The organism is Phenylobacterium sp. (genome assembly GCF_046290725.1).
GTDB lineage: Bacteria > Pseudomonadota > Alphaproteobacteria > Caulobacterales > Caulobacteraceae > Phenylobacterium.
Window position 1 is genome coordinate 566,444 of the sequence record NZ_JBKBUH010000002.1, and the last position, 18,464, is coordinate 584,907.

20 protein-coding genes are annotated in these 18,464 nt (G+C 68.9%); 12 read left to right on the forward strand and 8 right to left on the reverse strand.

From position 1 onward, the window contains the following. The first annotated feature begins 49 nt into the window (after nt 1-49). From ACK41C_RS14040 to ACK41C_RS14075, 8 genes are all read left to right on the forward strand, one after another. Nucleotides 50-412 (forward strand): hypothetical protein, encoded by a 363-nt coding sequence (locus ACK41C_RS14040; protein ID WP_409655477.1) that lies wholly within the window; start codon nt 50-52, stop codon nt 410-412. 82 nt (nt 413-494) lie between these two features. Next, on the forward strand, nt 495-1,409 hold the full coding sequence (locus tag ACK41C_RS14045; protein WP_409655480.1) for a glycine--tRNA ligase subunit alpha: 915 nt from the start codon (nt 495-497) through the stop codon (nt 1,407-1,409). A gap of 3 nt (nt 1,410-1,412) precedes the next feature. Next, nucleotides 1,413-3,452, forward strand: coding sequence for a glycine--tRNA ligase subunit beta (gene glyS / locus ACK41C_RS14050; RefSeq protein ID WP_409655483.1), 2,040 nt, complete (start codon nt 1,413-1,415; stop codon nt 3,450-3,452). Nucleotides 3,453-3,466: 14 nt separating this feature from the next. Next, nucleotides 3,467-6,163, forward strand: coding sequence for a pyruvate, phosphate dikinase (ppdK, locus tag ACK41C_RS14055; protein WP_409655486.1), 2,697 nt, complete (start codon nt 3,467-3,469; stop codon nt 6,161-6,163). Then, nucleotides 6,160-6,474 (forward strand): hypothetical protein, encoded by a 315-nt coding sequence (locus ACK41C_RS14060; RefSeq protein ID WP_409655488.1) that lies wholly within the window; start codon nt 6,160-6,162, stop codon nt 6,472-6,474. The genes ppdK and ACK41C_RS14060 overlap by 4 nt, the downstream gene beginning before the upstream one ends. A gap of 9 nt (nt 6,475-6,483) precedes the next feature. Then, entirely contained in the window at nt 6,484-6,918 is a 435-nt protein-coding gene (locus ACK41C_RS14065; RefSeq protein WP_409655490.1) for a DUF488 family protein, read from the forward strand. 78 nt (nt 6,919-6,996) lie between these two features. After that, nucleotides 6,997-8,193 carry a M48 family metallopeptidase gene (locus ACK41C_RS14070; RefSeq protein ID WP_409655491.1) on the forward strand — a complete coding sequence of 399 codons (1,197 nt, stop codon included), beginning with the start codon at nt 6,997-6,999 and terminating at the stop codon, nt 8,191-8,193. Then, the gene (locus ACK41C_RS14075) at nt 8,190-8,708 is read left to right on the forward strand and encodes a GrpB family protein (protein WP_409655494.1); all 519 of its coding nucleotides are present in this window, start codon (nt 8,190-8,192) and stop codon (nt 8,706-8,708) included. Before ACK41C_RS14070 ends, ACK41C_RS14075 begins: the two co-directional genes overlap by 4 nt. A gap of 160 nt (nt 8,709-8,868) precedes the next feature. Here ACK41C_RS14075 and ACK41C_RS14080 read toward each other — a convergent pair whose 3' ends face one another. Further along, nucleotides 8,869-9,984 carry a beta-ketoacyl-ACP synthase III gene (locus ACK41C_RS14080; protein WP_409655496.1) on the reverse strand — a complete coding sequence of 372 codons (1,116 nt, stop codon included), beginning with the start codon at nt 9,982-9,984 and terminating at the stop codon, nt 8,869-8,871. A gap of 217 nt (nt 9,985-10,201) precedes the next feature. Here ACK41C_RS14080 and ACK41C_RS14085 point away from each other — a divergent pair, with 217 nt between their 5' ends. Together ACK41C_RS14085 and ACK41C_RS14090 are read left to right on the forward strand one after the other, a co-directional pair. Beyond that, the gene (locus tag ACK41C_RS14085; protein ID WP_409655498.1) at nt 10,202-10,735 is read left to right on the forward strand and encodes an outer membrane beta-barrel protein; all 534 of its coding nucleotides are present in this window, start codon (nt 10,202-10,204) and stop codon (nt 10,733-10,735) included. A 158-nt stretch (nt 10,736-10,893) separates the two neighbouring features. Beyond that, nucleotides 10,894-11,346 carry an NUDIX hydrolase gene (locus ACK41C_RS14090; protein WP_409655500.1) on the forward strand — a complete coding sequence of 151 codons (453 nt, stop codon included), beginning with the start codon at nt 10,894-10,896 and terminating at the stop codon, nt 11,344-11,346. Nucleotides 11,347-11,349: 3 nt separating this feature from the next. Here ACK41C_RS14090 and ACK41C_RS14095 read toward each other — a convergent pair whose 3' ends face one another. From ACK41C_RS14095 to ACK41C_RS14115, 5 genes are all read right to left on the reverse strand, one after another. Then, complete coding sequence (locus ACK41C_RS14095) at nt 11,350-12,288, reverse strand: sterol desaturase family protein (protein WP_409655503.1); 939 nt, start codon at nt 12,286-12,288, stop codon at nt 11,350-11,352. Next, on the reverse strand, nt 12,285-12,674 hold the full coding sequence (locus ACK41C_RS14100; protein ID WP_409655506.1) for a hypothetical protein: 390 nt from the start codon (nt 12,672-12,674) through the stop codon (nt 12,285-12,287). The genes ACK41C_RS14095 and ACK41C_RS14100 overlap by 4 nt, the downstream gene beginning before the upstream one ends. Before the next feature lie 208 nt (nt 12,675-12,882). Continuing rightward, entirely contained in the window at nt 12,883-13,839 is a 957-nt protein-coding gene (locus ACK41C_RS14105) for an NUDIX hydrolase (RefSeq protein ID WP_409655508.1), read from the reverse strand. Further along, a complete protein-coding gene (locus ACK41C_RS14110; protein ID WP_409655510.1) occupies nt 13,839-14,348 on the reverse strand; it encodes a tyrosine phosphatase family protein in 510 nt (169 codons plus the stop codon). The genes ACK41C_RS14105 and ACK41C_RS14110 overlap by 1 nt, the downstream gene beginning before the upstream one ends. A 4-nt stretch (nt 14,349-14,352) precedes the next feature. Further along, nucleotides 14,353-14,997, reverse strand: coding sequence for a YfbR-like 5'-deoxynucleotidase (locus tag ACK41C_RS14115; RefSeq protein ID WP_409655512.1), 645 nt, complete (start codon nt 14,995-14,997; stop codon nt 14,353-14,355). Nucleotides 14,998-15,106: 109 nt separating this feature from the next. Here ACK41C_RS14115 and ACK41C_RS14120 point away from each other — a divergent pair, with 109 nt between their 5' ends. Next, nucleotides 15,107-15,919 carry a universal stress protein gene (locus tag ACK41C_RS14120; protein WP_409655515.1) on the forward strand — a complete coding sequence of 271 codons (813 nt, stop codon included), beginning with the start codon at nt 15,107-15,109 and terminating at the stop codon, nt 15,917-15,919. Nucleotides 15,920-15,937: 18 nt separating this feature from the next. After that, on the forward strand, nt 15,938-16,312 hold the full coding sequence (locus ACK41C_RS14125; RefSeq protein WP_409655517.1) for a hypothetical protein: 375 nt from the start codon (nt 15,938-15,940) through the stop codon (nt 16,310-16,312). 208 nt (nt 16,313-16,520) lie between these two features. Here the strand turns inward: ACK41C_RS14125 and ACK41C_RS14130 are convergent, their stop codons facing one another. Further along, complete coding sequence (locus ACK41C_RS14130) at nt 16,521-17,210, reverse strand: hypothetical protein (protein ID WP_409655519.1); 690 nt, start codon at nt 17,208-17,210, stop codon at nt 16,521-16,523. Between the two features lie 293 nt (nt 17,211-17,503). Next, entirely contained in the window at nt 17,504-18,373 is an 870-nt protein-coding gene (locus ACK41C_RS14135; RefSeq protein ID WP_409655522.1) for an AAA family ATPase, read from the reverse strand. Nucleotides 18,374-18,464 lie beyond the last annotated feature (91 nt).

The following is an 18,464-nucleotide window of genomic DNA, read 5'->3' on the forward strand; positions in this document are numbered from 1 at the left end:
CCGCAGGGTGGGGGCGCCTGTGGGCGCAAGCACGACAGGAGCAAGCAACATGCGCATCCCCACCCTGATCGCCGCCTCCGCCGCCCTGGCGCTGGCGGCCGGCGCCGCCCATGCCGGCGAAGGCGCCAAGAAGCACAAGGACCAGACGGCTGCGACGCCGCCCGCGACGACGTCGTCGGCTCCCTCCACCGCCATGACCGACGACATGTCGCTGGACAACCGCGCCGCGGCGAGCCCGCCCTCGGTCTATGCCGGTGCGGCCGACGCGACGAGCGTCGGGGCCGACGCCTCGGCCGTGACGACCACCCGCCTGATCACCAACGGGCCGATTCCCGACACGGCGGAGAACCGCGCCCGCTATGGCCAGCCCATGTCTCGCGCCGGGCGGATGACAGAGCCTGCGGGCAACTGAACCAAGGCCTTGAGCCTTGAAGCGAAGGTCGGCGGGCCCTATGGTCCGCCGACTTTTTTTGCGCCTGCGAAACCGCCCCTTCATGTCCGCCGAAAAGCCGCTTTCGTTTCAGGGTCTTATCCTGAAGCTTCACGACTATTGGAGCCGCCAGGGCTGCGTGATTCTGCAGCCTCACGACGTCGAGGTGGGGGCCGGCACCCTGCACCCGGCCACCGTCCTGCGCGCGCTCGGCCCCAAGCCGTGGCGGGCGGCCTATGTGCAGCCCTCGCGGCGGCCCGCCGACGGGCGCTATGGCGAGAACCCCAACCGCCTGCAGCACTACTACCAGTACCAGGTGATCCTGAAGCCTAACCCCGAGAACCTGCAGGAGCTCTATCTGGGCAGCCTGGAAGCCATCGGGCTCGACACTCGCCTGCACGACATCCGCTTCGTCGAGGACGACTGGGAGAACCCCACCGTCGGCGCCTGGGGCCTGGGCTGGGAGGTCTGGTGCGACGGCATGGAGGTGACCCAGTACACCTACTTCCAGCAGGTGGGGGGGCTGGACGTCTGGCCGGTGGCCGGCGAATTGACCTACGGCCTGGAGCGCCTGGCCATGTACATCCAGGGCGTCGACCACTTCACCGAACTCGCCTTCAACGATCCGGACGGGCCGGAGCCGATGACCTATGGCGAGGTCTTCCTGGAGAACGAGCGCCAGCAGTCCGAAGCCAACTTCCACCTCTATGACGTGGACACCCTGAAGCGTCAGTTCGAGGACATGGAGCGGCAGGTGCCGCGCCTGCTGGAAGGCCGCGGGCCGCAGGGCCAGCGGACGGTGCTGCCGGCCTACGACCACGTGCTGAAGGCCAGCCACCTGTTCAACCTGATGGACGCCCGCGGCGCGATCGCCGTGGCCGAGCGCCAGAGCTATATCGGCCGGATCCGCGACCTGACCAAGATGTGCGCCGAGGCCTGGGTGGCGAACGAGGGCGGGAACGCCCCGGTGAAGGCCTAGTCCATGCCCCAGCTTCTCGTCGAACTGTTCTCCGAAGAGATCCCCGCGCGAATGCAGGCCCAGGCCGCGCGCGATTTCGAGCGCATGGCGCGCGAGCGCCTGGCGGCCCAGGGCCTGCTGCCCGAGGGTCTGACCACCTTCGCAGGCCCCCGCCGCCTGACCCTGGTTGCCGAGGGCCTGCCGGCGGCCCAGGGCGACCGCCACGAGGAGCGGAAGGGCCCCCGCGTCGGCGCGCCCGACGCGGCGGTCGAGGGCTTCCTGCGCTCCACCGGCCTGACGCGCGACCAGCTGGTGGAGAAGGACGGGGTCTATTTCGCCCACATCCACCGCGCCGGCCGGCCGACGGCGGAGATCGTCGCCGAGATGGTCCCGGACATCGTGAAGAGCTTCCCGTGGCCCAAGTCGATGACCTGGGGGCGGGGGACCCTGCGCTGGGTGCGGCCGCTGCGCCGGATCGTCTGCCTGTTCGACGGGGAGGTGGTCCCGTTCTTCGTCGACGAGACCGAGAGCGGCGACGTCACCGAAGGCCACCGGTTCATGGGCGACGCCCAGCCCTTCCGCGTGAAGGATTTCGACAGCTATCGGGACGGGCTCGCCAAGCACTTCGTGATCCTCGATGCGGAGGAGCGGAAGGCCAAGATCATGGATGCGGCGCGCACCCTGTGCTTCGCGCGCAATCTGGAGCTGGTGGAGGACGCGGGCCTCCTGGACGAGGTCGCGGGCCTGGCCGAGTGGCCCACCCCGATCCTTGGCGAGATGGACCCGGCGTTCCTGGACCTGCCGCCGGAGGTGATCCGCACCTCCATGCGCACTCACCAGAAGTATTTCGCCGTCCGCGACGCGGCCACGGGCAAGCTCGCCCCGCACTTCGTCACCGTCGCCAATATCGAAGCCGCGGACGGCGGCAGGGCCATCGCCGCCGGCAACGCCAGGGTGCTCTCGGCCCGCCTGAACGACGCCCGCTTCTTCTGGGACGAGGACCGCAAGGTCCAGCTCGAGGACCGGCTGGAAAAGCTGAAGGGCGTCACCTTCCACGCCAAGCTCGGCACGCTCCATGAGCGGGTCGAGCGGATCGAGGCGCTCGCCGCCGACCTGGCCCTAACGGTGGGGGCGGAGCCGGAAACCGCGGCCGAAGCCGCGCGGCTCGCCAAGGCCGATCTCGTCACCGGCATGGTGGGCGAGTTCCCCGAACTTCAGGGGCTGATGGGCGGCTACTATGCCCGCGAGCAGGGGTTGCCTGGCGAGGTGGCCGACGCCATCCGCGATCACTACAAGCCCCAGGGGCCGAGCGACGAGGTTCCGACCGCGCCCGCCTCGGCGGCCGTGGCTCTGGCCGAGAAGCTGGACACCCTGGTGGGCTTCTTCGCCATCGGCGAGAAGCCGACCGGCTCGCGCGACCCCTTCGCCCTGCGTCGTGCGGCGCTCGGGGTGATCCGGATCGTGCTGGAAGGTAAGCTGCGCCTGCCGCTGAGGTCGGTTTTCGCCGGCCACGGCCGCCGGATCGCCGCTAGCGGGTTGGAAGGCGCCGACCTCCTCGACTTCTTCGCCGACCGGCTGAAGGTGTCCTTGCGCGACCAAGGCAAGCGCCACGACCTCGTGGATGCGGTCTTCGCGCTCGGCGACGACGACCTGGTGCGGATCGTCGCGAGGGTCGAGGCGCTGGATTCCTTCCTCGCCACCGAAGACGGCAGGAACCTGCTGGCCGGCTACAAGCGGGCCGGCAACATCCTGAAGGCCGAAGAGAAGAAGGGGCCGCTGCCCGAAGGTCCGGCGACGGCCATGGCCGGCGCGCCGGCGGAGGAGGGGGCGCTGATCGCAGCCCTCGCCGCCGCCGCCCCGCAGGTCGAAAAGGCCTTGGCGGCCGAGGATTTCGCCGGCGCCATGCTGGCCCTGGCGGCCCTGCGCGCGCCGGTGGACGCCTTCTTCGAGGCGGTGTTGGTCAACTCTGAAAACGATGCGGAACGCGAGAACCGGCTGCGGCTTTTGGTGCAGGTTCGCGACCTGATGGCTCAGGTGGCGGATTTCTCGCAAGTGAACGGCTAAGGAGGCCCAAGAGGATGGCGACCGAAACGCTGAGCAAGACGCGGTGGGTCTATTCCTTCGGTGGCGGCGGCGCCGATGGCGACGCCTCCATGAAGAACCTCCTGGGCGGCAAGGGCGCCAACCTCGCCGAGATGTCGTCCCTGGGCCTGCCGGTCCCGCCCGGCTTCACCATCACCACCGAGGCCTGCACTCACTACTACGCCAACGACCGGAAGTACCCCGCCGACCTGCGCGAGCAGGTGGCTGCGGGCCTGGCGCGGGTGGAGGAGCTGACCGGCAAGCGGTTCGGCGACCCGGCCAATCCGCTGCTGGTCTCGGTGCGCTCGGGCGCGCGGGCCTCCATGCCGGGCATGATGGACACCGTCCTCAACCTCGGCCTCAACGACGAGACGGTCGCGGGGCTGGCCAAGCTGTCGGGCGACCGGCGCTTCGCTTTCGATTCCTATCGCCGCTTCATCCAGATGTATTCGAACGTGGTGCTCGACCTCGACCACCACATGTTCGAGGAGATCCTGGACGAGCATAAGGAGCGCCTGGACGTCACGGTCGACACCGCGCTCTCCGCCGACGACTGGGAGAAGGTGGTCGCCGATTACAAGGCCGCCGTGGAGCAGGAGCGGGGCGAGCCGTTCCCGCAGGATCCGCAGGACCAGCTCTGGGGCGCCGTCGGCGCCGTGTTCGCCAGCTGGATGAACGACCGGGCCAAGTTCTACCGCCGTATGCACGACATCCCCGAAAGCTGGGGCACGGCGGTGAACGTCCAGTCCATGGTGTTCGGCAACATGGGCGACTCCTCGGCCACGGGCGTCGCCTTCACCCGCAACCCCTCCACGGGCGAGGCGCGGCTCTATGGCGAGTTCCTGATCAACGCCCAGGGCGAGGACGTGGTCGCCGGTATCCGCACGCCCCAGGCCCTGACCAAGGCCGCTCGCGAGGAGATGGGCGAGAAGGCGCCTTCCATGGAGGAGGCGCTTCCGGAGGTCTTCGCCCAGTTCAAGGCGGTGGTCGAGAAGCTCGAGCGCCACTACCGGGACATGCAGGACATCGAGTTCACGGTCGAGCAGGGCCGGCTCTACATGCTGCAGACCCGCAACGGGAAGCGCACCGCCAAGGCCGCGCTCAAGATCGCGGTCGACCTTGCCAGCGAAGGCGTCATCGACGAGCGCGAGGCGGTGATGCGGGTGGAGCCCGCCAGCCTCGACCAGCTGCTGCACCCGACCATCGACCCGGCCAGCCCGCGCGACGTGATCACCACCGGGCTTCCCGCCTCGCCGGGGGCGGCGACCGGCAAGGTCGTCTTCGACGCCGACGAGGCCGAGCGCCTGGGCGCGGCCGGCGAGTCGGTGATCCTGGTGCGCGACGAGACCTCGCCGGAGGACATCCACGGCATGCATGCGGCCCGCGGCATCGTCACCGCCCGCGGCGGCATGACCAGCCACGCGGCCGTGGTCGCCCGCGGCATGGGCCGGCCTTGCGTCTCCGGCGCCGGCGAGCTGCAGATCGACATCAAGGCCGGCGAGTTCCGGGTGCGCTCGCGCACCTTCAAGGCCGGCGAGGTCATCACCGTCGACGGCTCCAAGGGCGAGATTCTGGCCGGCGCGGTGAAGATGATCGAGCCGGAGCTGACCGGCGACTTCGCCACCCTGATGGCCTGGGCCGACGCCACGCGGCGCCTGAAGGTCCGCGCCAACGCCGAGACCCCGCTCGACGCCCGCCAGGCCCGGCAGTTCGGCGCCGAAGGCATCGGCCTTTGCCGCACCGAGCACATGTTCTTCGACGAGGATCGAATCGCCGCCGTGCGCGAGATGATCCTGGCCGACGACGAGAAGGGCCGCCGCGCGGCGCTGGAGAAGATCCTGCCCATGCAGCGGGCCGACTTCGTCGAGCTCTTCACCATCATGGAAGGGCTGCCGGTCACCATCCGGCTGCTCGACCCGCCGCTGCACGAGTTCCTGCCCCACACCGAGGCGGACCTCGTGGCCGTGGCCGAGGCGACGGGGCTGGACCCCACCAAGCTGATGCGCCGCGCCAAGGAGCTGCACGAGACCAACCCCATGCTCGGCCATCGCGGCTGCCGCCTGGGGGTCTCCTATCCCGAGATCTACGAGATGCAGGTCCGCGCCATCTTCGAGGCCGCCTGCGAGATGGCGGAGAGCGGCAAGGCCGCGCCGATCCCGGAGATCATGCACCCGCTGGTGGCCAAGGGCGAGGAGATGCGGTTCCTGCGCCAGCTCACCGACAGGACCGCCCAGGCGGTGATGAAGGAGCGCGGCAAGACCATCGAATATCAGGTCGGCACCATGGTCGAGCTGCCGCGGGCGGCCTTGCGCGCCGGCGACCTGGCGGAGAACGCCGAGTTCTTCTCCTTCGGCACCAACGACCTGACCCAGACCACCTTCGGCATCAGCCGCGACGATAGCGGTCGGTTCCTGAACGCCTATATCGAGAAGGGGATTTTCGAGAAGGACCCCTTCGTGAGCCTGGACCAGGAAGGCGTCGGCGACCTGATCCGCATCGCCGCCGAGCGCGGCCGCGCGGCGCGGCCGAACGTGAAGCTCGGCATCTGCGGCGAGCACGGCGGCGATCCGGCCTCCATCGATTTCTGCGAACAGATCGGCCTCGACTACGTCAGCTGCTCGCCCTTCCGCGTGCCGATTGCTAGGCTGGCGGCGGCCCAGGCCGCCATCGGCGGCGCCGAGAAGGACAGATGACCCAACAGCTCCGCTTTCAGACCGCACTCGACGCCATCCGCCCCCGGGGCGCCCCCACCGCCGCGGCCGGCGCCGGCGGTCTCGGCATCGGCTTGATGGGAGCCTTTGCGCTGGGCGCGATCAGCATGGGCGCCTTCGCCGTGGGCGCCATGGCGATCGGCCGGCTGGCGGTCGGGCGCGCCACGGTGCGGAAGATGAAAATCCGCAAGCTGGAGATCGACGACCTCACGGTCCGGCGCTTGACCGTGCTCGACCAGGGCGAGCCGGAACGGGAAGCCAACGCCGCCAAGCCGCCGCCCTATTACGAATAGGCTGACCCCATGCCGGTCCTGGCGACCATCGGCTATGAGGACTCCACCCAGGACGCGGTGATCGGCCGGCTGAAGGCCGCCGGCGTGGAGACGGTTGTCGACGTGCGCGCCGTGGCCTCGTCGCGCAGGGCTGGGTTCTCCAAAAGCCTGCTGGCCGCCAGCCTCGCCGAGGCGGGCATCGGCTATGTGCATCTCCGCCAGCTCGGCACGCCCAAGCCCGGCCGCGAGGCCGCGCGCAAGGGCCGGATCGCCGAGATGCGCGAGATCTTCGAGGGCCACCTCGCCGAACCCGCCGCCCAACTGGAGCTGGCTCAGGCCACCGAGCTCGCCCGGGAAAAGCCGATCGCGTTGCTCTGCTACGAGGCCGACGCCTGCGGCTGTCACCGGCGCGTCCTGGCCGAACGCATATCGGGCGCCTTGGCCTGCGAGGTCGTCGATCTCTGAGGCGCCGGCCTTTCGGAGAATTCACCTGACAAGCTTCGGCGTCTCTGGCCACTCTGCGCGTCGGTAAGGGGAGGGGATATGGCCCAGGGGTTCGATCCGGCGGCGGCGACGGCCGCCTATCTGGCGCAACTGCCGCCCGAGGCGCACGCCAAGGCGCAGGCCTATACGCAAGGCGGGCACTGGCTGCTGTTGTGGGGCGCGCTGGCGGCGATTTTCGTCGCGTGGCTGGTGCTGAGATCCGGCGTTCTCGTCCAGCTGCGCGAACGGATCGAAGCGCGGAAGGCGAGGCCCTGGCTCGTCGCCTTCGCCGTCCTGGCCGTCGACGCGGTGATCGAGGCGGTCCTGAGCCTGCCCTGGACGGTCTATGCCGACTGGTGGCGCGAGCGGTCCTACGGCCTGACCAGCCAGTCGTTCGGCGGCTGGTTCGGGGAATGGGCGCTGCTCTCGGCGATCTCCATCCCGATCACCGTTCTCTTGGTGGCGCTGCTCTACGGGCTGATGCGGCGGGCGCCGCGGACCTGGTGGCTGTTCGGCGGCGGCGTGGTCTCGGCCTTCTTCGTCGTCGTCATGGTGCTGGGGCCGGTCTTCATCGAGCCGCTCTTCAACACCTATCGCGAGGCGCCGCCCGGACCGGTGCGCGACGCCGTGGTGGCGTTGGCGCAGGCCGAAGGCGTGCCCACCGGCAAGATCTACATCTATGACGGTTCGCGCCAGTCGAACCGTTACACCGCCAATGTGTCGGGCATGTTCGGATCGGCCCGCATCGCCATGAGCGACGTGATGTTCGCCAAGGGCGCGGATCTGGCCGAGGTCCGGGCGGTGGTGGCCCACGAGATGGGGCACTACAAGTTCATGCACCCGCTGCGCATGGCCGCCGCCTTCGGCCTGCTGGCCCTGGTCGCCTTCTTCCTGGTCGACCGGCTGTTTCCGCGGGTGCTGAGCTGGACCGGCGCCAAGGGCGTGAAGGGCCTGGCCGACCCGGCGGGCTTCCCGGTGATCGGCATCATCCTGGCGGTTCTGGGCCTCCTGGGCACGCCGCTGATCGTCTCGATCACCCGCATCGGCGAGATCGAAGCCGACCGCTATTCCCTCGAGGTCGCGCGCGAGCCGGACGGCCTCGCCCGAGCCCTGGTCAAGACCATCGAGTACCGCGCGGCCACGCCCTCGGCGCTGGAGGAGACGCTGTTCTACACCCACCCCTCGGTCGGAAACCGCATCCGGCGGGCCATGGAGTGGAAGGCGAAGCATGGGGCGGGCTCCGAACCGACGCCGTGAAACCGGCTCTTCCGGGACTTCCCAAGGGGCTCGTGTTTCTGGCTCCCGCGCATCCGGATTGGCCGGCGCTGTTCGACGCCGAGGCGACTCGCTTGCGTGCCGCGCTGGGCTCGCGCGTGATCGCGATCGAACACTATGGCAGCACCGCCGTGCCAGGTCTTGCCGCCAAGCCGGTGATCGATTTGCTCGCGGGGGTCCAAGATCTGGAGATCGCGGCGGCTTGTTCGCCCACCATGATCGCGCTCGGCTATGAGGATGCGGGGCCTGGGGTCGTGCCGGGCCATCACATCTTCGGGCTTGGCGAGGCGCGCACCCACATCTGCCATTTCGTTCGCCATGAAGGGCCGGAATGGCGGGCTTGCCTCGCCTTTCGGGACGCCCTGCGCGGCGACCCGGACCTCACGGCCGCCTACGCCGCCCTCAAGCAAGACCTCGCCGCGCGGCACCCGAACGACCGTGCAGCCTACACCGCGGCGAAGACCGATTTCGTCGCTAGAGCTCTCGGCGCGTCCTGACGGATGGGTTCAGGCCGTCTAAGAGGCCGGAGAGTTGGCTTCCTGGCGAGGACCTTCCTGACTCCCGCTCCTCTCGACGCAAGCCGGGATCCAAGCTGAAGCCGGCATGGTGCGAACGCCGCTTTGGCTCTGGCCTTCGCCGGGGTGAGCGGTTGGAGCCTCACCGCTTCCTGACGAACACCGTCCCGGCCGAGTAGCCCGCGCCGAAGGAGCAGATCAGGCCCGTATCGCCCGCGCCGAAACCGTCGTTGTGCTTGTGGAAGGCGATGATCGAGCCGGCCGACGAGGTGTTGGCGTACTCGTCGAGGATGATGACGTTCTCTTGCGGCGTGGGCTCGCGGCCCAGCACACGCCTTCCGATCAGCTCGTTCATATTGATGTTGGCCTGGTGCAGCCACAGGCGCTTCAAGGCCGTCGGGTCGAGGCCGAGGTCGCGGGCGTGCTCGACGATCATCTCCGAGACCATCGGCACCACCTCGCGAAAGACCTTGCGGCCCTCCTGGACGAAGAGCTTGTCGGGCTGGCCGATCCCTTCGGGCGCGGCGCGGTTCAGGAAGCCGAAATTGTTGCGGATGTTGTTGGAGAACACGGTCTTCAGCCGCGTCCCCAGGATGTCCCAGCCCCCCGTGGCGTCCTCGGCCCGCTCCACGATCACCGCCGTGGCCACGTCGCCGAAGATGAAGTGGCTGTCGCGGTCGCGGAAATTGAGGTGGCCGGAGGTGATCTCCGGATTGACCATCAGCACGGCCCGGGCCGAGCCGGTGGCGATGTAGTCGGCCGCGGTCTTGATGCCGAAGGTGGCCGAGGAGCAGGCCACGTTCATGTCGTAGCCGAAGCCGTCCATCCCCAGCGCCTGCTGGATCTCCACCGCCATGGCCGGATAGGCGCGCTGCATGTTGGAGGCCGCGCAAATCACCGCGTCGATCTGCGAGGCGGGCTTGCCCCAGCGGGCGATGGCCTGCTCGGCCGCCTTCACGCCGATCTCGGCGAGGATCGAGATCTCCTCGTTCGGCCGTTCCGGAATGATCGGCCGCATCACCTCCGGATCGACCAGGCCCGACTTGTCGACCACATAGCGCGACTTGATGCCCGAAGCCTTCTCGATGAACTCCACCGAGGAGGGGACCAGCGGCTGGACCTCGCCGGCCTCGATGGCCGCGGCGTTGGCGGCGTTGAAGCGCTCTACATAGGTGTTGAAGGTCTCGACCAGCTCGGCGTTCGAGAGGCTGTGCGGCGGGGTGTAAAGCCCCGTGGCCGCGATCACGGCGTGATGCAAATCCGGTCTCCGACGACTGCGCGCCCCTCTTCCGGCAGAGCCTTCGGGAGCTTCGACTCCACTGATAGCACGGGCGCTGGCGGCGTCATTCGTCGATGTGGCCGCAGGGCAACAGGAGAGGCCGGCCTCGGCATTGTCGGCGAACCGACCTTTTCCCGCCGCGTTTGGACGCGAACCAGGCAGGGCTGGGGAGCTGTACTGTAGTTGGAGTAACAAAATGAAAGCTCTCATCGCCACGGCGGCCACGGCCGCTCTCGCCGCCGCCTTCGCCCCCGTCGCCGCTTCCGCCCAGGAAGCCACCGGCGCCTACGGCTCGATCGGCTACAGCCACCACGACTTCGACGGCGCCAATGTCGGCGCGATCCAGGGCCGCCTCGGCTATCGCTTCACGCCCTATCTCGGCGTCGAGGGCGAACTCGGCGGCGGGGTGAAGGGCGACGACATCTCTGTCGGCGGCGTGCCGGTGGAGGTCGATCTGAACCACTCGGCCGCCATCTACGGCGTGGCCTTCCTGCCGGTGGCGCCAAACGCCGACCTCTACGCCCGCCTCGGCTACGGCACGAGCGAGGCCGACGCCAAGGGCCCGGGCGGCGTCTCCGCCCGCATCGACGGCGACAGCTGGAACTACGGCGTCGGCGGCCAATACTTCTTCGACGGCCTGAACGGCGTGCGCGCCGACTACACGCGCCACGACTTCAAGGACAGCGGCGAAGCCAACGTCTGGTCGATCGGCTACGTGCGGAAGTTCTAAGCCGCTCGAACGTCTGAGTCAGGAGCACGATTCCACGGCCGGAGGGTTCCCTCCGGCCGCATCGTGCTCCAGGAACGTTCCGAACGCGGACGACTTTACAGCCGGGGAGGGTGGGCCTAGCCCTTTGCGCCCGCCCTCTCCATCCGCAAATTGAGTCGATGTCCGCCAAGCCTCTGAGACTGACCGCCGAACCGGATCGGGAGCCGCGCGCCCAGTACGCGGCCCTGCCGTGGCGGCGCGGGGCGGACGGCGCGGTCGAGGTGCTGCTGATCACCTCGCGCGAGACGCGCCGGTGGGTCATCCCGAAGGGCTGGCCGATCAAGGGCATGAAGTCGCCGAAGTCCGCCGCGCGCGAAGCGCTCGAGGAAGCCGGCGTCGTCGGCGAGGTGGCCAAGAAGCCGCTGGGCGCCTTTCACTACGACAAGCGGCTCAGATCCGGCCGGCTGCAGCGCGTCGGTGTGGACGTCTTCGCCCTGAAGGTAGTCGAGGAGCGTCAGACCTGGCCGGAGATGAACGAGCGCGAGAAGCTCTGGACCACGCCGGACCAGGCCGCCGACCACGTGGACGAGCCGGAGCTGAAGGCGATCTTCCGTCGTTTCCGGGCCGAATAGGCGCTATTCCGCCGCTGGGGCGTGGGTCGCTGCGGGGATGTCGCCGGCGCCGCGTTCGGCTTCCCACTGCGCGCGCAGCATCTTCGAGGTCTCGCGCGAGCCGTCCGGGCTCCAGCCGGGTGGCCCGAAGACGTAGCCTGCGGCTTCGCGCAGCGATCGCGCGCCCGCCAGGTCCCGGAACATCGCGCCCCATTCGTGGAAAACGGCGCGCAGGATGTTGAAGTCGCCGAGGTTCTTCACGATGCCATAGCGGCACCTCTCCTCGTCCAGCTCCGGCTGGAAGGTGCCGAACAGCTTGTCCCAGACGATGAGGATGCCGGCGTAGTTGCGGTCGAGATATCGCGGATTGCGCGCATGGTGCACGCGGTGATGCGAGGGCGTGTTGAACACCGCCTCGAACCAGCGCGGCATCCGGCCGATGGCCTCGGTGTGGATCCAGAACTGGTAGACGAGGCTGATCCCCTTCTGGATCGCGATCATCGCCGGCGGGAAGCCCAGGAAGGCCAGCGGCAGCCACAGGGCCCAGGTCCCGACCCAGTTCCCCGTCCAGGTCTGCCGAAGCGCCGTGGAGAGGTTGTAGTGCTGGGAAGAATGGTGGTTCACGTGGCTGATCCACCAGAACCGCCGCTCGTGGCTCAGGCGGTGGAACCAGTAATAGGTCAGGTCTTCGGCCAGGAACACCAGGACCCAGGCCCACAGGGCCGTCACCGGAATGTCGAAGAGCCGGTGCTGATAGACCCAAAGCATGGCCACGGCCGGGGCGGCGCCGACCAGCAGTCCCGTCACCCGGCTACCCAACCCCATGCCCAGCGAGACCAGGGTGTCGCGGGTCTCGTAGTTCGCCTTGGCCTTCTTGAACCGTCCAAGCGCGATCTCCAGCACGATGGCCAGCACGAAGAACGGCGTGGCGAGCGTGACGGGATTGATGTCTTCCAGCCTCATGCGGCCATGTCTTGCGGCGGCCAGGCGGTGAGCGCCAGCCGGGCCTGGGGCGCGGCGATGTCCGAGAGGTCGAGCTTCAGCACCCCGTCGCGGAAGCTGGCGGAGACCGCCTGGGCCCAGGGAATGTGCCGCGCCACGTAATGGTCGCCGACCTCGCACAGCACCAGGGCCGAGGCGCCGGAACGGGCTAGCGCGCCGCGCCCGTCCACAGCCACCCAGATCCGGTCCAACCGCCGCCCGGGAAACTCCTCGGCGAACAGCTGCTCAGCCCGCTGGTCGGTGAGCGGCGACATCGGCTTTGCGATCTTCGCCCAGGCGGCCAGCGCCACCAGAACCATGACCGCGGCGGCCGACATGGCCATCTGCATCAGGAACGCTTGCGACACGCGATCTTCTCTCCCCCTGATGCAATGGTCCGCCCGGGCGGAGAAGAGGTCAAGTGCGACGGAGCGCGCCCTATTGCTCCCCTGCGCAGCGGGGGAGGAAGACGAGGTCGAGGCTTCCTGTTCCGCCCCCATGAACGCAGGTTGATCGCCTACGGAGTCCCCCTCTCCCGCACGGGGGGAGAGGGATGAAAGGTGAGGAAAGCGACGCCTAATCCCGCAGCAGCGGCAGGGAGAGCCCCGAAACCGGCCGGGCGCTGAGGAGTTCGCGGCGGAAGCGGTGAAGTTCGGCGGGGCGGCCGCCGGTGTCGGCGTCAAGGCGGCCGAGACCCTCCACCAGTTCGGCCCGTTCCAGGGCGCGGCGGAAGTTCTGCTTGTGCAGGGGCACGCCGGCGATGGCCTCGACGGCCCGCTGGAGGGCCGACAGGGTGAAGGCCTCGGGCATCAGCTCGAACACCACCGGACGGTACTTCAGCTTGCCGCGCAGGCGGGAGAGGGCGGTGGCCAGGATCCGCCGGTGGTCGGAGATCATGGGTTCGCCCAGCGCCGCCGCCAAGGCCTCGTGCTCGGCCGCTTCGCCGCGGTCGCGGGAGGCTTCCGGCGCAAGGCCGGCCTCGTAGAGCAGCTCATAGCGCTCCAGCACCCGCTCCTCGTTCCAGGGCGAACCGTCGAGCGCGAAAAGGAGGCGCGCCCGCGCCAGATGTTCCGGCGAGCTTCCGGCCCAGTCGCGCAAGGCGGGTTCGATGGCGGCGAGCGCCGCCGGGCGGCCCTCCCGCCAGTCCTCATAGGGGAAGAAGCGCGACCAGGCCGCCCAGGCGGTGTCGGGGGCGTCGGTGTCGACGGCCTGGGGCGTCAGGGCCAGATAGCCCACCGAGATCACCCGCTTGGCCCCGCCGTCGCCGTCGCCGAGGTCGGCGAGCGGCGCGTCCCGGCCCTTGTCGCCGAAGGTGTAGAGCTGTTCCACATAGCCGAGGTCGAAGCGCGTCTGGGCGGTCACGAAGGCGCGCAGGGCCAGTTCGAAGGTGCGGTGCCCGCCGGGGTCGAACGGACCGAAGGGCAGGCCGGCCAGCTGGCCTCTTGGTCGCACGGTCAGCACCACGGCGTCGCCGTCACGTATGGCCACCACGACGGCGGAGAGGCCGATGACGACGCCCGCGGCCGCCTCCATCAGAACCGCACCGCAAAGTCGAACGGGCGGGCGACCATGTGATCGTAGTCGCCCATGGCCTCAACGGCGTCGACCATGCGCCCCCCCCGGGCCAGCAGGTCGTCGGCCAGGGCGACGATGCGGCGGTTGGGGCTGGCGTGCGGCGCGGCCTGGCGCAGGGCCCGCGCGATGGCCGTTTCGTCCGCCTCGGGATTGCGCTCGCAGGCGAGCACGAAGGCGGACGCCGTCGACCGGCTGATGCCCGCCCAGCAGTGCACGATCATCGGCGCCGCCTCGTCCCAGGCGCGGCCAAAGGCCAGCAGGTCCGCCACCAGGGTCTCCGTCGGGAGGACCATGCCGTCCGTCGGCTCGGCGATGTCGTTGACCGGAAGCCGCAGGTGCCGATCGGCCGCAAGACCCGGCGGTGTCCCGATCATCGAGGCGGGATCGAGCAGGGTGACCATGTGGGAGGGCCTGCGGGCGGCGATCAGGCCGGCCACGTCCGCCAATCCGCACACGATCAGGGTCACGCCGCTACTCCGTATCGAAGGCCGCATCGACGGCGGAGAATCCGGCCGCTTCCGACAACACATGGTAACGCTGAACGTAACGCATTTGCGCCTGGGCCGGGGCGAGGGGTTCGATGTGCAGCTGGTAGCCGGCTGGCGGGGCGCCGAAGAAGTCCAGCGCCTCGGGATGGGCGAAGCCGGCCAGCTGGGTGGCTTCGAAGAAGGCGCAGGCGCGATCGGCCTGCTTGATCAGCTTCTTGATCTCCAGCGGCGTCTTGGCCGGAATGCCGAAACGGATGTGGATCGCCGTTTCCAGCCGCTCCTCGAAACGCTTGTAGTCCAGGCCGAGCGCGGCCTTGAACGGACTGATCATGTCGCCGATCACGTATTCGGAGGCGTCGTGCAGCAGGGCGGCCAGGCGCCAGCGGGGCTCCAGGTCCGGCTGGATATGGGCGCAGATCTCCTCCACGACGAGCGAGTGCTGGGCGACGGAGAAGGCGTGCTCGCCCACCGTCTGGCCGTTCCAGCGCGCCACCCGGGCCAGGCCGTGGGCGATGTCCTCGATCTCGATGTCCATGGGCGAGGGGTCGAGCAGGTCGAGCCGGCGGCCCGACAGCATCCGCTGCCAAGCCCGCGGCTCCTTCGCCGATCGACGCAGCCCTTTGCGCACCCGTGCGTTCCTTTCATAGTGAAGGTCGTGAACTGACCGACACCTTGGCAAAGATCAATGCATGTGCGGAAGTTCGCTTCCAGATGTTCACAACATGGAGGGGCGCGGCGTGAGTTGGGCGAGAATCATGGCGCCGCTTTCGGGCGGCGAGGGGGATGCGACGGCGCTGGCTGCGGCCGTGCGCCTTGCCGAGCCGTTCGGCGCCGAGGTGGCGGGCGTCTATACGCCGGCCGATGTGGCCGACGTCATGCCCTGGATGGGCGAGGGGTTTCTGGGCGGGGTGCAGACCACGGCGCTTGAATCCCTGAAGGAGGCCGCCGCCGCGGGCGAGGCCAAGGCGCGCGAGGCCATGTCGCACGTCACCTACGGCAAGAACGCCTTCGTCTCCCTGCAGACACCGGTCTGGTCCGGGCTTTCGGCCGAAAGCCGGCTGTCGGACGTGATCGTGTTCAACGGAGATTCCGCCCGCGGTCGGGGGCCGCTGGCCGAGGCGTTCCAGCAGATGGTGGCCGACGAGCAGCGCCCGGTGCTGGTGGCGCGCGGCGAATTCTCCGTCGGCGGCCCGATCGCCGTGGCCTGGGACGGCGGCAAGGAGGCCAGCCGTGCGGCGCGCCTGGCCCTGCCGCTCTTGGAAAAGGCTTCCCGCGTGGTCATCCTGGCCGCGCCCAAGGCCTCGTCGCGCACCTTCGACCCTACACGGCTGCAAGCCTATTACGCGGCGCGGGGCGTCACCGCCGAGATCGACATCCTGCCGGATTCCGGCGATGCGGCGCCGCTGCTGCTCTATGCGGCCGGCAAGGTCGGGGCGGAGATCCTTGTCGCGGGCGCCTTCGGCCATCCGCGGCTGCAGGAGTTCATCTTCGGGGGGACCACCCGGTCGCTGCTGGCGGCCGAGGCGCCGACCCTTTTCCTGTCACACTGAAGTCACGAGGTCATCGACATGGCTCTGTCGCGCATCGTCATGCGCCTGGCGCGCAACCCTGGCACCGAGTTCGCCGGCGGCGACGATCGCCGTGGCTACGCCCTGACCGCGCCCCTGACCTCGGACGGCCACCTGGACGAGGCGGCCTATTCCAAGGCCAAGGCCGAATGCATGGTCCGCCGCTTCGCCCCCGACGAGGACGCGGTCGACGGCCGGCTGGCGCGGCGCGGCCAGCGCTGGTTCTTCGACTATGACGACGAGGATTCGGCCGACGACGAGCCGGTGCACCGCCTGGGCGACCATCGCTTCGCCGTGGGCGAATACGTCACCGTCACCGACGAGGACGGACGGCCCCTGACCTACAAGGTGGTCGACGTCCAGCCGGTGCAGTAGCGGGTCCGGGGTCTGCCGAGTCAGAGTTCCCCTCCGGCGGCTTCGCCGACAGCTCCCCCAGGGGGCATCTGGGTCCCAGGTCCTCCCCCAGAGCGCAGCGCGTCCTGGGGGGTGGCTCGGCGCGTCAGCGCCGACACGGAGGGGGTTCGGCGGAGTCGGACGTCCCTCTCAGGCGCTCCGCACCAGCGCCCCAGCGGAGAGTGCGCGATCACACTCCCGCATTGCGCCGCACCAGCTTTTCGACGTCCTGGTTGATGTTGTCGCCGGACTCCGTGTCGAGCTTGCTGCGGACCACACCCACCACCAGGGGGCCGGTCTTGGGGCCGCCGGCCTGATAGCCGACATAGCGGTAGCCGGCGGGCAGCTCCTTGCCGGTGTAGATGAAGACGGCTCGCACGCCGCGCTTCTCACGCGAGAGCTGCTCGCCCTTCATGCGGACGTTTCGGAACATCCGCACGGTGGCCTTGTCGTCGCTTGCGTCCACATGCAGCGATCCGATGCGGATCTGGGCGTCGTCGTCCTTGGCGCTGATGTGGATGCCCGGCAGGTCCACTCGGGTGACTTCGCCTTCCGGTGTGTCGAGCGTGACCGTGCCGGTGGCCTTCAAGGCCCTGCGCCGCGAGCCTGTGTCGGCGCCCGAATCGGCCTCGGCTTCGGCGCGGGCCGCCGCCGCCGCGGCGGCGGTGTCGGAAGACGGGGCCTGGGCCGGCGCCGTTTCGGCCTCCGGCTCCATTGGAGCCGCCGGCTCGTTCGCAGCCGCCAGCAGGGAGGTCTCCAGGGCTTCCAGGGTCTCCTTCGCGTCGCCCTGCAGCGGCAGGATCTGGAGCTCGACCTCGGCGCCTTCGGCGGAGCGATAGGCGCAGCTGCGGCCGTCCTCGGCCACGGAAACGCGGGTCAAGTCACCCTCGCTCGAGGGGCAGTCCAGTTTCGCAATGGCCGTCGGTGGGCCGTTCCCGCAAGCCGCCAGGGCGAGCGCAGAAGCCGCGGCGATGATCTGCAATTTCATGAGGTTGCACTCCCATCCGTCGACTGCGAACCTGAGCCCGCGGCCGACGAAGGTCGAGTGAATTCGCCGTAAGCCCTAGAGCGCGTCCGCAAAAGTGGAGCCCGGTCTTGCGACAAGACCGCGCTCGAACTCTTGGATTTCGGAGCACGATTCAACGGCCAGACGAGTCCGTCTGACCGCGCGCCCTATTGGCCGGGGCGGGAGCCGGCGCCTTCGCGGCGGGCCAGGAAGGCCAGCCGTTCGAACAGGTGGACGTCCTGCTCGTTCTTCAGGAGCGCGCCGTGCAGGGGCGGGATCAGCTTGGTGGGATCCTTTTCCTTCAGCGCATCGCCGTCGATGTCCTCGACCATCAGCAGCTTCAGCCAGTCGAGCAGCTCGGAAGTGGACGGCTTCTTCTTCAGGCCCGGCACCTTGCGCATGTCGTAGAAGATGCGCAGCGCCTCGGCGACGAGCTTCTGCTTGATGCCCGGATAATGCACCTCGACGATCTCGTTCATCGTGTCGGCGTCGGGAAAACGGATGTAGTGGAAGAAGCAGCGGCGCAGGAAGGCGTCCGGCAGCTCCTTCTCGTTGTTCGAGGTGATGATCACCACCGGCCGCACCTTGGCCTTGATGGTCTCGTTGGTCTCGTAGACGTAGAACTCCATCCGATCGAGCTCCTGCAGGAGGTCGTTCGGGAACTCGATGTCGGCCTTGTCGATCTCGTCGATCAGCAGGACGGGGCGCTTGTCGGAGGTGAAAGCCTCCCAGAGCTTGCCCTTCTTGATGTAGTTGCGGACGTCCTTGACCCGCTCGTCGCCCAGCTGGCTGTCGCGCAGGCGGGTGACGGCGTCGTACTCGTAGAGACCCTGCTGGGCCTTGGTGGTCGACTTGATGTGCCAGGTGATGAGCTCGGCGTTCAGGGCCTTGGCCACCTCGTAGGCCAGCACGGTCTTGCCGGTGCCGGGCTCGCCCTTGATCAGCAGCGGGCGCTCCAGGGCGATGGCGGCGTTGACCGCGACCTTCAGGTCTTCCGTGGCGACGTAATCGTCGGTGCCTTCAAAACGCTGGCTCATGCAGGCTCCTTGAGGGGCGGGCTATGAATCGCGCCCACGTTCGAACAATTGTTTCAACCTGGAGCCAAACTAAAGCGCCGGCCGCGACATT

Coding starts and splice junctions, on each gene's coding strand:
- ACK41C_RS14040 (WP_409655477.1), top strand. CDS start 50: ATGCGCATCCCCACCCTGATCGCCGCCTCCGCCGCCCTGGCGCTGGCG.
- ACK41C_RS14045 (WP_409655480.1), top strand. CDS start 495: ATGTCCGCCGAAAAGCCGCTTTCGTTTCAGGGTCTTATCCTGAAGCTT.
- glyS (WP_409655483.1), top strand. CDS start 1,413: ATGCCCCAGCTTCTCGTCGAACTGTTCTCCGAAGAGATCCCCGCGCGA.
- ppdK (WP_409655486.1), top strand. CDS start 3,467: ATGGCGACCGAAACGCTGAGCAAGACGCGGTGGGTCTATTCCTTCGGT.
- ACK41C_RS14060 (WP_409655488.1), top strand. CDS start 6,160: ATGACCCAACAGCTCCGCTTTCAGACCGCACTCGACGCCATCCGCCCC.
- ACK41C_RS14065 (WP_409655490.1), top strand. CDS start 6,484: ATGCCGGTCCTGGCGACCATCGGCTATGAGGACTCCACCCAGGACGCG.
- ACK41C_RS14070 (WP_409655491.1), top strand. CDS start 6,997: ATGGCCCAGGGGTTCGATCCGGCGGCGGCGACGGCCGCCTATCTGGCG.
- ACK41C_RS14085 (WP_409655498.1), top strand. CDS start 10,202: ATGAAAGCTCTCATCGCCACGGCGGCCACGGCCGCTCTCGCCGCCGCC.
- ACK41C_RS14090 (WP_409655500.1), top strand. CDS start 10,894: ATGTCCGCCAAGCCTCTGAGACTGACCGCCGAACCGGATCGGGAGCCG.
- ACK41C_RS14095 (WP_409655503.1), bottom strand. CDS start 12,288: ATGAGGCTGGAAGACATCAATCCCGTCACGCTCGCCACGCCGTTCTTC.
- ACK41C_RS14105 (WP_409655508.1), bottom strand. CDS start 13,839: ATGGAGGCGGCCGCGGGCGTCGTCATCGGCCTCTCCGCCGTCGTGGTG.
- ACK41C_RS14125 (WP_409655517.1), top strand. CDS start 15,938: ATGGCTCTGTCGCGCATCGTCATGCGCCTGGCGCGCAACCCTGGCACC.
- ACK41C_RS14135 (WP_409655522.1), bottom strand. CDS start 18,373: ATGAGCCAGCGTTTTGAAGGCACCGACGATTACGTCGCCACGGAAGAC.